Origin of the sequence: Halorubrum sp. GN12_10-3_MGM, assembly GCF_005435235.1 — an archaeon.
GTDB classification, from domain to species: domain Archaea; phylum Halobacteriota; class Halobacteria; order Halobacteriales; family Haloferacaceae; genus Halorubrum; species Halorubrum ezzemoulense.
Map to the genome: position 1 here is coordinate 1 of NZ_SGUB01000044.1, position 11,368 is coordinate 11,368.

The following is an 11,368-nucleotide window of genomic DNA, read 5'->3' on the forward strand; positions in this document are numbered from 1 at the left end:
ACGGGATGGGCTCCACGACGGAGCCCATCCCTGAGAATCATCGCGAACCTCTGCTGCCAGTTCATACAGGCTAAGTTGTGCGCCTTCTATGAGATAGCAGCGAAATCAGTTCGGGCTAAACACGTACTTATCTTAGAGTAGATGCTACCGTGGGGACATGCTGCGTTCGGCTACCTCATCTACTCGGTGTATGCTCGCTGGCAGATCGGGCATCCGCCGATCGGCTTGGCCGTCTTCGCACTTGGACTTGGAACACAGTTTCCCGATCTGATTGATAAACCGCTGACGTGGACGATCCCACTGCTCCCCTATGGACGGAGTCTGTCTCACTCATTAGTGACGTTCTCAGTGGTCGTACTCGTTCTGCGGAGGCTCACTCAGTACTCCGATCAGCGTACACTCGTCAGTGCGTTCGCGATTGGCTACGTCTCCCATCTGGTTGGAGATGGCATCTATCCAGTGCTTACACAGGAGTATACCGGACTCGGGTACTGGCTCTGGCCTCTGACTTCCGTGCCGGAAGGTGAATCCCGGAGTTTCATCGAATTCTTTCTCACTCTTGAAGCGACACCGATGGTGGTGTTTGGGGGTGTCCTCACGGTTGTGGGTCTCGTGGTGTGGGTGTATGATGGACTACCTGGAGTAAAGGACTTGTACGCAGAGTATGTCCGGTGAATTACAGATGAGTTCGATGAGCGACTCACCCGTTGTCCAGTGTACGGAGGTTGTTCGAACGTACACACGCGGCAGTACTGGAGGCCTTTTCTCACGACAATCTGGGACGTCAGTCACGGCTGTAGATGCCGTGTCGATGGCGGTCCAACGGGGTGAGTTAGTCGGCCTCGCGGGCCCTAGTGGAAGCGGAAAATCCACATTGCTTCATCTACTGGCTGCGCTCGAGACACCCGACACTGGCAACGTCGCGATTACTGGTATGAACACCAGTTCGATGGGCGAACGTGGACGCACCGCCATCAGGCGCGATCACGTCGGAATTGTGTTCCAACGGTTCCACCTCCTCCCGTCGTTGACAGCGCTTCAAAACGTTGCGCTGCCAATGATCGAACAAGGCAGTGGGAAACGAGAGCGGCGACGCCGAGCACAGTCACTACTCGAAGACGTTGGACTAGGCGATCGACTCTCACATCGCCCAGCAGCACTCAGCGGTGGTGAACAACAGCGGGTTGCTGTCGCGCGGGCTCTTGGCGGGGACCCAGATCTCGTGATCGCTGACGAGCCAACCGGTGAGCTCGATTCGACGGCCAGCGAGGCAGTCTTAGATTTGCTCGCGGACGTGGCTGCCGATCATGCTGTCGTTGTCGCGTCACATGACCCGATGGCGATCGATCGGATGGACCGTGTACTCCGGCTCCGTGACGGGAGGCTCACTGATGGGTAAACGAAGTAGTCACTTCGGGGTTGGTGTCACCCAGACCGTTGGCCGACTACGGACTGGTGAGAGTCGGCGGCTCCTGTTGAGCGTGTGTGGCGTGGCGCTCGCTGTGGCGTTGATGATCAGCGTGACTGGCGTCGCGGTCAATTTGGCTGGTGGATCGACGATTCAGGGTGATGATGTGGATTATTGGATCGTTCCCGACGGTGGATCGGTCAGCAGCGTCGCCGTCTCCGTGGAAGGCCCCCAGCTTGGTGCTGTTCATGAGACCACAGCACGGCTCCAAGCTGATGAGCGAGTGACCTTTGCCACGCCAGTTGAACTTCAAATTCTTCAGATTGACACGGACACGACACCCGAATACGTCTTTGCGGCGGGCGTGATTCCACCGGAGAGTGGCGAGCGCCTGTTAGGGCTGCCAACCAACCAGCTTACGCCGGGCGATCCACATTACGCTGATGGGGAGTATACTGGTCCCTGGACGGGCGAAGCGATCGTGAGTGGTGCCGCCGCCGAAATTGTGGGGCTTGAGCGGGGTGATCCCATCCGTCCGGCCCGAGCAGGGCAGAATCAGACATTCACAACGACTGCCATTGCCGACGGCGATCTCTCTGGTGGCGTAGGCCCCGTCCCGCTGATTGTGGTCCATGCGAGTGAGCTTCAGACACTGACAAACACCGCACGCCAGGATTCAGCCGACCAGATCCTCGTCAGTACAAACGATCCAACCGTCGAATCCACACTAGCGGCGGCATATCCGGAAACACAGGTGTTGACGCGGGCGGGGCTGGGTGGAGAAGACCTTTCTACATCAAGCCTGCCGGTTGCTGTCGCCGTCGCTGCCCTCATCGCAACCGTCGCAATCGGTACGCTATTCGTTGCAACACTCGTTGGGTTAGAGACAATTGCTGCCCGGGAAATGATTGCCGTTCAAGGGGCGCTTGGCATATCGACGTCCTCACAGATGGTCATCGTGTTCGCGCAGACACTCACCATCGCCGGGCTCGGCGGGTTCGTCGGCACTCTGGGTGGGGTGGCTGGCCTCCAAGTATTGAACGTCGGCGCAACCATCTTTGGCTCCGTTAGCCAGATCGCGGCGTTTCACCCCGCCCTGCTCGCCTACGGCCCCGGTGTCGCCTTCGCAATTGGTGTGTTGGCGACGCCGTATCCCGCCTGGATCGCGGCACGAACCGACCAGCTCGAGGTGCTTAGCTAATGCGTGGGGTGTCCCGCTTGCGAGCGGTCACCGGCATTGGGCTGACACAGTTGCGGCAGCACCGCACCCGGACGCTGTTGGCGATTATCGGGATCGCGTTAGCGGTGTTGTCGGTTACGCTACTTGCCGGAGTGGGGCTTGGCGTCGTCGAGACGGGGCAAGAACAGTTCGATGCGTCTGGCCGTGACCTATGGGTTACTGGCGGCCCTGTCCAGCTTGCGCCGGGAACTGTCGGGGGCTTTGAGAACACGGTCGTCGATGCGCATTCGGTTGCGGCCGCAATCGATTCGCGTGAAGACGTGACAGCGGCGGTGCCGATGGCGTATCAAACCGTCTATGTGAGCACGAGTGGGGACGAATGGGAGACGATCGTTGGGGTTGGGTCCGGCGTTGGACCTGCCGTGGAGATCACAAACGGGACACAGTTCCAACAGGGTGACGTCCACTATGCGAACGGGACCTACGCTGGCCCGATGACTCACGAAATCATTATTGATCCGCGGACGGCCGAACTGCTTGATGTCGGTGTTGGAGACTCCATCTATGTCGGCGGGACGCTCTCGTCAGCCCGAGCTAACCAGTTTGAGATTGTCGGTGTTTCACCAACCTTCTCACGGTTTCTTGGAACGCCGTCCGTAACGCTTCACCTGAGTGAGCTCCAAGCGGTCACAGGGACTACCGCAACTGATCGGGCGTCACTCATTACGGTGAGTCTCAACGCAGGTGCCTCTCCAAGTACCGTTGCGAGCGCGATTGAAGCCGAGTATCCCGAATATACGGTTCGGACGAATAGCGAGCAGTTGGAAGCCACACTCGAACGGCAGGCCGTCTTGCTCGCGAGCGGCGGGAGCCTCGTCGTGCTTGGTGTTCTTGCGGGACTCGCGCTCACGGCAAATCTCATGGTGTCGGTGGTGTATCAACAACGACGGGAGCTGGCAGCACTCAAAGCGCTTGGCTCACGGACCTCAACGCTTGTCGGGGTAGTGCTTACACAGGCGTTGGTGCTTGGTGTCCTTGGAGGGGTCGTCGGGGTGGTCGCCACCCTGCCGCTCGTTGAACTCCTCAATCTTACCGCTGCTGCTCTCGTCGGCTTTGAGAACGTGGTCCGAACCCCACAGTGGTTGCTCGGTGCCGGGCTCGCGATCGCTGTCCCGATGAGTCTGGCTGGGTCGGTCTTGGCCGGCTGGCAGATCGCGTTGTTGTCTCCAGAAGAAGGTCTACAATAAATTGCGGCAAGAACGTTCTTCTGCCCGGGGTTAGAACCAATAGGCGTGTTCCCCCACGGACACTTACTCGTCGCCCTCCTACCGGTGATAGCGTACGTCGCCGTTCGTGATCGACACCTACCGACACGTGGAGTGGTGTTTGTGACCGCGGTCGGCAGTCAGTTTCCGGATTTCGTGGACAAGCCGCTCGCACACCAGTTCGGGGTGCTGCCAAGCGGCCGGGTCTTCGTACACTCGTTGCCGTTCGCGCTCCCAATCGCGGCCGGTGTGCTTGCGTACGGGCACTACACCGAGCGGCCGCGCGTCGCCGGCGCGTTCGCCGCCGCGTACCTGTCACATATGGTCGGTGACACGTACCGGAGCCTGCTCGCGGGACAGGTGCCGCCAGACCTGCTGTGGCCGTTTGTCGCGGCGCGGCCGCGCCCCACCGTGCCGTTCTGGGCGGGCGTTAACGGGATCAACGTCCGGCTCTGGACCGCCTTCTCCGCGGTCATACTCGTGGTGACGCTGGTCGTGGTCGCACAGGACGTCAGACACCAGATCCGCAGCACAGCCCGCGCGTAGCGCCGGCTCCTCACCGTCAGAGACGGAGCGTGTGACAGTCTCTCTTCATCAGAGATGTTGTTCAAGCGAACCCGAGTTCACGAGCGGCGTTCGCCGAAATAGTGATCCCTCGCTCTCCGTATGAGACATGACTGGAGACGGATTCGCTGATAAGTTTGTGAAGATCGACGATATATGACTTCGGGCGCTCCTCTTGGATGCGTGTCGTTGCCTTCGTCTCAAAGTGTAGGCCACGGTGCGCGACGTACACCTCGACAAACCGACGCCGGATCGACTCGGGACTCTCCCAGACGACCGCCGGGACGGCATCAAGGGCGGTCTTTGCGCCCTGTGGGGCGCCCATGGCGACGAGACACCGCCCGAGCACCGAGGCGTCCGTTGCTGGGTACAGTTCGGTCGCGCGTCCGTCGCTGTTCGCATGGCGACAGTGTGTGTCGACGCCGACCGCCGCGAATGCTGCCTCGATCGCCTCGCGATCAACCCGGCGCCCGATCGTGATTGCAGGGACGAACGTTTCGTTGATACTCCCGCCCGCGAGGACGTGCGCGAGCAGCTTAACAAGAGCACCTGCCATGTCGCATTCGGGATCGAGCCAGCCGTTCGCACTGGCCGTCTCGATCCCGCGCACCGGGTCGGGCCGGCCACCGTTGAGCCACGGCCGAACCCTCCCCGCCGGTAGCTCGAGTGCGGTTCCCACCGCTGTCCGACCAGCGTTTGGGTGCTCGGCGGCGTACGCCTGCACGCGCTGGTAGTCCTCGACCTTTTGCCACGGGTCAGGGTAGACGCGATCGGAGTAGGTCCGCGCGATTGAGCGCGCCGTCGGTTCCATACTTATATATTGACACCCTGTGCGATACATCTTGTGAGTCGTTTTCACATTTGATATCCTGATCAGAGTAGTTATAACTGTGCTTTGCGTACATTAGAGCATACCAGCGGACAAACTGAAGGAAACGGCAGGATGGAAGGCCATCCTACCACTTCGGGTCTACACGATATAGGGCCTCACAAGGCACCTAGTATTCTGTACCCGAGTGTCGTTAACCTTCGTACCTGTTCCGTTGGCGATACAACGACATCATGAACATTAAAAAAACATTCCAAGACAGTGAACGGGCCGTCAGCCCTGTTATAGGGGTTATACTCATGGTCGCCATAACTGTAATTTTAGCGGCTGTGATCGGGACGTTCGTGCTCGGACTCGGTGACCAGTTGGGCCAGAACGCAAATGCTGGAGTCTCAATTGATGAACCTAACAGCTCCTATGTTACGGTAACACTAGTTAGTCAAGGAAATGTGGATCGCGTTATTGTCAACGCGACTGACAGTACCGGGACGTCAAGTTTAGAAGGGGTAGGCGAGACTGTAACAGTGAAACACAATAATTCCAGTGTCCAAATAATTGGGGACATAGGTGGCGAAAAGACAGTCCTTCGGACGTACGAGCCATAAACACCAAACAACAGTAACAAGCACACACGCTTTTTTTAATATACTGCCTCTCCCTGCTCTCAATTCGCAGTGCTGTATGCTAATAACAGCGGTAATACCACTATAGAGGCTGCTTTTCATGGATACACAGCAGGGCCTGTCATAGAAAGCCCCACGTGCGAAGCAGCAGGGCACTCGTCTTTATTTAACACTCACAGTAATATTTAATAACGGTGTTCTCGGGCTGAATTCCGGACGATCACACCGGCTACGGTTCGAGATCTGGGTCTGAAGCAGATCTTTATTGTTTGATTTCGACGGCAATACCAGTTGGCTCGTGAGATTCATCTCTTCAAACACCTTAGCGCATAATCTGGTAGTATAATATTACTACTGGGCTTAACTAAAAACGAATGAGCAGCAGGGTTTGGAGACAGTGTCTACAAGCTCCAAAGCCCTGTAAAACGAAGCTTCAGTCGGTCATATCGGGTTTTGAGTGAAAGTGTCTGCTTGGAAGAGTGTGGAACCTACCGAAGCAGACAACGAGATAGACGAAGAACACCTTCTTAATTTTGTCGTCAACAGCCTCAACGAAGAGCTTGCGATAGATCTCGACGAGAACGTCAAGATCACGACAGAGTCGTTGTACGAGGTCCTCGCCGGCGCCAGCACCGGCGGGACCTCGATCAATCATGTCTGCGAAACGACCGAGAACTCGCCACACGCCAACACCGTCCGAGGACATCTCACCGAGCAGTTCGAACTTGATTCTGTTGAGGCGGTTGGGGACACGCTACTACAACGAGATACGCTTGAGACGCTTCCAGATCGACCGGTGGAGGTCTGTGTAGACCTCCACCTTGCCCCCTACTACGGCGATGAAGATGAAACGGAAGCGCTGTACTTCTCACAGGCGAAACGGGGACCCACGACGTTTCACGCCTATGCGACGCTGTACGCGCGGGTACGCAACAAGTAGTACACGCTGGCGACACCACCAGCGATGTCCTTGGTGAGTTTCTCGAGCTCCTCGATGGTCTTGACCTCAGCGTCAAGGCCGTCTACCTCGATCGCGGATTCTACAACAGCACCTGTCTCGGACTGCTGTCTGCGCACGACTACGCCTACGTGATGCCGATCGTCAAGTGAGGCGAAACGATCCAAGACGAACTCAGGAGCGGCTGGAGCCGCGAGATCGAACACGAACTCGCCGGCAAGGTAACGTTCCCTGTGTTCATCGACTGTGTCTATCAACAGGGACGGTACGACGAACATGGGGTGGCGCGTCACGGCTACGCCGCTGACGCGCTGTTTGTCCACACGCCGCGGGATGCGCGAGAGCACTACAGCAAGCGCTTCGGCGAGCTGCGGGCTCGAACTCCTCCCGGAGTTCTGCGGCGCGAGAGCACTACAGGAAGCGATTCGGCATCGAGTCGAGCTACCGATTAGCCAAACAAAGCCTCGCGTTCACCAGTTCTCAGGACGCTGGGCTACGGCTGTGATGTTTGTCGTGAGCCTGGTGCTACAGAATAGCTGGCGGTATCTACACTGGCGGTACGTGGCGGCGCCCCCCTCGGCGGGGCGTCGCCTCTGGCAGTGGTCGTTCACTGGGTTCTGTGAGATGGTGTTGCGGGCCGCTTGGACAGCGCTTGGTGCACGAAGGTCCGTTCCAGCGAACCAGCCACTCGACGACCGGTTTTCTGGTAGCTGTCCACCGATTTGGACAGCGGTCGTGAGTGACAACACTGTTGCGTCGGCGGCAGTCTGCCGCTGACAGCGACGGTCCATCTCGAAGGTCAGGCCCACCGGCGTTTCGAAGCCGCTCCATGGTCAGTTCAATCTGATTCATCGCCATCAGACGAGATTACGCGGCTGTCGATGTGATCAACTGAGACTACCGATTCGGCACCAGAATCAAATGCTACGACCGCGTCGGAAGACGGCATATGAATGTCGACCGAGATACCGTCCGGAATCGAAGCACCGATGCGGTGTTCGAGCGCGGGGTGAACTACCGTGACGAGGGACGCATTCAGCAACTGGATCGATTCGACGATCTTGTGACTGCGAGCGTCAGTGGATCGAAGTTGTACGACGTGACGATCGAGTTCGGCTCACGGAGCATCGACACACAGTGTACCTGTCCGTACGAGGAGCGCGGCGACTGTAAGCACGTCGTCGCGGTACTACTTGACATCGCCGCCGGTCCGCCACAAGACGAGAGCGGTCGCGTCGGATCAGTTTTGGACAACGTATCGGCCGACGATCTGCGTGGATTCGTCCGTGACGCTCTCGCCGAACACCCTGAGTTGCGCGAGCAGTTTCTCGCACGCTTTGGCGACGACCACGCATCGGTCGAGGAGTATCGAGAGGAAATCGCGCAACTGTTCAAGCAACATGCTGACCCGGTCGTGTTCGAAGCCATCGACTTCTCCCGGTTTTTCGAGATCGCCGAGCAGTACCGTGACCGCGACCGGTATCTGGCCGCTGCGACCGTCTACCGAGCGGTGTTCGAAGAGATCGACGAGAAGTACAACTGGATCGACGGTGCTCACAACCACTACGCGAAGACTATCCAGACCGCACTCAACGGATACGCCGACTGTATCTTAGCGACCGATCCAACTTCCAAGGAGTTCGACACGTACGCTGGCGTGCTGGAGAAGCGGGCGACGACGGAGCCCCGGATCAACGACGAGCAGTTCTGGCGCGCACTCGACGATCTGGAGGATCGATACGAATCGTAACGCCGTCGAACTCTCGACACCCAAAAGCCTTGATACCGGCATGCAATACTGTCTCGTAATGAGCGACGGAGACCACTACAAGACCTATCGGGAGATCGGAACACAACTGAACAGCGACATCCTCGAAGCGTACTCTGACCGCGAGTTGATCGTAGAAACCGCATCGGAACTGGACATCGAATTCGACGGACCGAACCTGGCCTACGAATTCGAATCCCAGATGCCGGCCCACTTCGAGTTCGCGCTGTACGACTACCGCCGAGACGGGACCACCGCCGCGGAACGCTACCTCGAAGCGGAACGCTGGGAGAACGAAACCGAACGGGACATTCTCGAGTCCACCATCGACGCTGACCCCTCGCTGTTCGAGGTCGAATCCGTCAGCGAGTCAGGACCCCGTCTGACGGTAACCGGCTTGCTGAACGACGGAGAAGAACGCACGCTGTTAGATATCAATCTCAGCCGAACCGCAGAGCCGGGAGTCGTACTGTTTTTCAGACCCGTTCGCTATGGCGAGGTTACGACGACCTCTGGCGTCTCGTTTCCGTTCCCCAGCGAGGAGAAGATCAACCTGCTCGAAGAGTACGACCGTCGAGTAGACCCGAACGAGGCGAAAGCGGTGTCCCGGCGGCGGTTCGTCACGTTCCACGACCTGTATCGCGACCATGGCATCTACATCCAGTACCGGTGATCAGCAATGAGCGAGCCAACAGACCAATTCGTGATCGAGATCGGAAGCGGAACAGTAGTACATATCATCGATATGGATGCTGATCAAGGCGGGAGAAACTCTCGTTTCTCGTTCGGTATTGGTGGTCCTGGGGAGATGATGTGTAGTCACGGGAACCGGCATCCGCGCCCGCAACACGTCCCAGTATCGGAGTTTCTCGCCGACCTCGATATCGACAAAGATGGCTTCAAGGGTGATGCGCCCGACGAAATCTGCTCGTATTGTTGGTCGAACGCACGGGAAGCAGTCGGGACCGAGCGGGATCAAGCTGGCGACGACATATCTGAGCGGATAGGAACCGTCGGCTATCGACTCCGATGGAAGCAGAAAGGCCGTGCACGAGACGAGTGGTACGATATCGTCGTCGGACCGGAAACAACGATGGCGGAACTGGATAGACTCGTGTGTCGGTTCAGTACGCTCGATGATTTCCATCTCCGGATGTACGGGCTCGAAGACGAATTCTTGGATTCCAGTCTCAACGTGATTCCCGACCACCAGTACGAGAAAGCAGGGGACCGGTCGTACACCAGAGCAAGTGAGATGACGATTACAGATGTCGCCGAGCGTGCGACACTCTGGGATGACGACAGACTCAGCATGATCTATGATTTCGGCACGCCGTCGTACTACTACTGTATCGTCAAAGAGGTCTACGAGCCGGCGGAGGTTGATGAAGTTCTTGAGCGTGATGACGTGATTACATCGACTGATACGGCCGCGATTGTCCGAGAAAAGCGGCAATGACAGAGGAAACGGATGAAGAGCGAAACAAACGGATTCGGAGAGAGGTACTCACAGATGCCTATAATGCGCACGAGATGGCTATTAGCTGGTGCTACCACCTCGAACGTGAGATGTCTTTCCCCTTCCAAGCGCGGTGTATCGAGGAACGAACAATCTCCCCGCTGCGAGCGGACGAAGCGGTACCGGTCGTTGGAATGACCGATGAAGTAGTCAGCAACCAGGAGATGTTCGTCCTCGTGGAGTGGAGGGACCGGGAGTTTGGCGTGCCACTGTCACAGCTCGAAGTACTCGACGTGGACAGCGATACCAGACAAGCGATTAACGACTGGCACTACTGGAACGGCGACGGCGGCCGATTGGGCTGAGCACCGATCAGTCGCGCTCTGTTTTGACGGGGGATGCGTACGCTTCGGCCAATTCGACCACGTCGTAGACGTGAATCCCGCTTTTGAACCACAGGACCCGCTCCGCCGTGTCCCCGAAGTCTTCGTCGGCACAATCCAGTCGCTCTGAGACCGCAAGCACGAAATTGTCGGCATCGACCTGCCGAATCTTCGCCAGCTTCGACTCTAGGTACTCTGGGGTCCAGAATCCCACAATCTCGATGATCGCCCGTCTGCCATCGGGGTGTTCGATGGCAAAATCCGGAATCATCACCTCCGCGCCGAGGTCGAAGACATCGTCCTCACGCGTGAGTTCCCAGTCAGTGGTCGCTCGCTCCCACTTCCGGGCGAGTGTGCGTTCGATATCGCTATCGAACTCCTGACCCATGCTGTAGTGTGAGACGAGGCCGTCGGTGTGGTCGAGTATGAGGCGGGTGCGACCGCTGGTCGTATCGTCGTCCAGAATCTCTGTACGCATCTCCCAGCGGTCACACTGCGGTAGCGCGGGGAGGAAGTTCGCCATCCGAATGCCGTACTTCTGTGACTTCCGAAACAGTGAGGCTGGGCCGTCAAGTTCGGCCTCGTAGCCCGCCGCAAGGTCGGTACTCGAAACGCGGTTGCCGTCGCCGTCAATGGGATAGATCCGATGCATCAATCCGAATAGCTTCATGTAGCTGAACACCGTCCCGAAGTGGTCCCAGACCCGAATCCGCATATTCGAAGCGTCGTAGAGGACGGCTTGGGCCAGCGGTGAACTACCCCACCCTACTCGCTCACGGCTGACGCCGTTCGCTCCTTGAGGGCGGGGCTTCCTGTTTCCACGACGCGCTTTGCAGATACAGGCGTATCCACAGGGAGCGCAGTCTCCACAGGCGTTGATTCGGAGTATCCCACTCCTACTTCTTCAAGACCACGAGAAAGGATGTTCCAC

11 protein-coding genes and 3 pseudogenes are annotated in these 11,368 nt (G+C 57.9%); 11 read left to right on the top strand and 3 right to left on the bottom strand.

Annotation, left to right across the window (positions count from 1 at the left end; genetic code table 11):
- Nucleotides 1–141: 141 nt before the first annotated feature.
- From EXE47_RS17665 to EXE47_RS17685, 5 genes are read left to right on the top strand one after another with little or no spacing between them, the layout of a single operon-like run.
- Entirely contained in the window at nt 142–675 is a 534-nt protein-coding gene (locus tag EXE47_RS17665; RefSeq protein WP_099288874.1) for a metal-dependent hydrolase, read from the top strand.
- Complete coding sequence (locus tag EXE47_RS17670) at nt 665–1,399, top strand: ABC transporter ATP-binding protein (RefSeq protein WP_308203505.1); 735 nt, start codon at nt 665–667, stop codon at nt 1,397–1,399. Before EXE47_RS17665 ends, EXE47_RS17670 begins: the two co-directional genes overlap by 11 nt.
- Nucleotides 1,392–2,609, top strand: a complete 1,218-nt coding sequence (locus EXE47_RS17675; protein WP_137708583.1) for an ABC transporter permease — start codon at nt 1,392–1,394, stop codon at nt 2,607–2,609. Before EXE47_RS17670 ends, EXE47_RS17675 begins: the two co-directional genes overlap by 8 nt.
- Complete coding sequence (locus EXE47_RS17680) at nt 2,609–3,835, top strand: ABC transporter permease (RefSeq protein WP_137708584.1); 1,227 nt, start codon at nt 2,609–2,611, stop codon at nt 3,833–3,835. The genes EXE47_RS17675 and EXE47_RS17680 overlap by 1 nt, the downstream gene beginning before the upstream one ends.
- A 45-nt stretch (nt 3,836–3,880) precedes the next feature.
- Entirely contained in the window at nt 3,881–4,399 is a 519-nt protein-coding gene (locus tag EXE47_RS17685) for a metal-dependent hydrolase (RefSeq protein WP_137708585.1), read from the top strand.
- A gap of 61 nt (nt 4,400–4,460) precedes the next feature.
- On the opposite strand, the gene EXE47_RS17690 is transcribed toward EXE47_RS17685, so the two are convergent.
- A complete protein-coding gene (locus EXE47_RS17690) occupies nt 4,461–5,228 on the bottom strand; it encodes a hypothetical protein (protein WP_094520455.1) in 768 nt (255 codons plus the stop codon).
- Nucleotides 5,229–5,479: 251 nt separating this feature from the next.
- On the opposite strand from EXE47_RS17690, the gene EXE47_RS19140 reads away from it, so the two are divergent.
- The 6 genes and pseudogenes from EXE47_RS19140 (at nt 5,480) to EXE47_RS17720 (ending at nt 10,419) form a co-directional block, all read left to right on the top strand.
- Nucleotides 5,480–5,851, top strand: a complete 372-nt coding sequence (locus EXE47_RS19140) for a type IV pilin (protein WP_137708586.1) — start codon at nt 5,480–5,482, stop codon at nt 5,849–5,851.
- 499 nt (nt 5,852–6,350) lie between these two features.
- Nucleotides 6,351–7,529 (top strand): annotated as a pseudogene (locus EXE47_RS17700) (ISH3 family transposase); the annotation flags it as partial.
- Nucleotides 7,530–7,776: 247 nt separating this feature from the next.
- Complete coding sequence (locus EXE47_RS17705) at nt 7,777–8,577, top strand: SWIM zinc finger domain-containing protein (RefSeq protein ID WP_094580612.1); 801 nt, start codon at nt 7,777–7,779, stop codon at nt 8,575–8,577.
- A gap of 58 nt (nt 8,578–8,635) precedes the next feature.
- Nucleotides 8,636–9,268: a hypothetical protein gene (locus EXE47_RS17710; protein WP_137708587.1), complete on the top strand. Its 633-nt coding sequence runs from the start codon at nt 8,636–8,638 to the stop codon at nt 9,266–9,268.
- A 6-nt stretch (nt 9,269–9,274) separates the two neighbouring features.
- A complete protein-coding gene (locus tag EXE47_RS17715; RefSeq protein ID WP_137708588.1) occupies nt 9,275–10,054 on the top strand; it encodes a hypothetical protein in 780 nt (259 codons plus the stop codon).
- On the top strand, nt 10,051–10,419 hold the full coding sequence (locus EXE47_RS17720; protein ID WP_137708589.1) for a calcium-binding protein: 369 nt from the start codon (nt 10,051–10,053) through the stop codon (nt 10,417–10,419). Before EXE47_RS17715 ends, EXE47_RS17720 begins: the two co-directional genes overlap by 4 nt.
- A gap of 7 nt (nt 10,420–10,426) precedes the next feature.
- Here the strand turns inward: EXE47_RS17720 and EXE47_RS17725 are convergent.
- A pseudogene (locus EXE47_RS17725) lies at nt 10,427–11,185 on the bottom strand (DUF790 family protein); the annotation flags it as partial.
- A gap of 17 nt (nt 11,186–11,202) precedes the next feature.
- Nucleotides 11,203–11,368 (bottom strand): annotated as a pseudogene (locus EXE47_RS17730) (RNA-guided endonuclease TnpB family protein); the annotation flags it as partial.

Excerpts from the sequence above, each read along its gene's own strand:
- EXE47_RS17720 (WP_137708589.1), top strand. The coding sequence starts at position 10,051 with ATGACAGAGGAAACGGATGAAGAGCGAAACAAACGGATTCGGAGAGAG.
- EXE47_RS17690 (WP_094520455.1), bottom strand. The coding sequence starts at position 5,228 with ATGGAACCGACGGCGCGCTCAATCGCGCGGACCTACTCCGATCGCGTC.
- EXE47_RS17680 (WP_137708584.1), top strand. The coding sequence starts at position 2,609 with ATGCGTGGGGTGTCCCGCTTGCGAGCGGTCACCGGCATTGGGCTGACA.
- EXE47_RS19140 (WP_137708586.1), top strand. The coding sequence starts at position 5,480 with ATGAACATTAAAAAAACATTCCAAGACAGTGAACGGGCCGTCAGCCCT.
- EXE47_RS17715 (WP_137708588.1), top strand. The coding sequence starts at position 9,275 with ATGAGCGAGCCAACAGACCAATTCGTGATCGAGATCGGAAGCGGAACA.
- EXE47_RS17710 (WP_137708587.1), top strand. The coding sequence starts at position 8,636 with ATGAGCGACGGAGACCACTACAAGACCTATCGGGAGATCGGAACACAA.
- EXE47_RS17665 (WP_099288874.1), top strand. The coding sequence starts at position 142 with ATGCTACCGTGGGGACATGCTGCGTTCGGCTACCTCATCTACTCGGTG.
- EXE47_RS17670 (WP_308203505.1), top strand. The coding sequence starts at position 665 with ATGTCCGGTGAATTACAGATGAGTTCGATGAGCGACTCACCCGTTGTC.
- EXE47_RS17705 (WP_094580612.1), top strand. The coding sequence starts at position 7,777 with ATGAATGTCGACCGAGATACCGTCCGGAATCGAAGCACCGATGCGGTG.
- EXE47_RS17675 (WP_137708583.1), top strand. The coding sequence starts at position 1,392 with ATGGGTAAACGAAGTAGTCACTTCGGGGTTGGTGTCACCCAGACCGTT.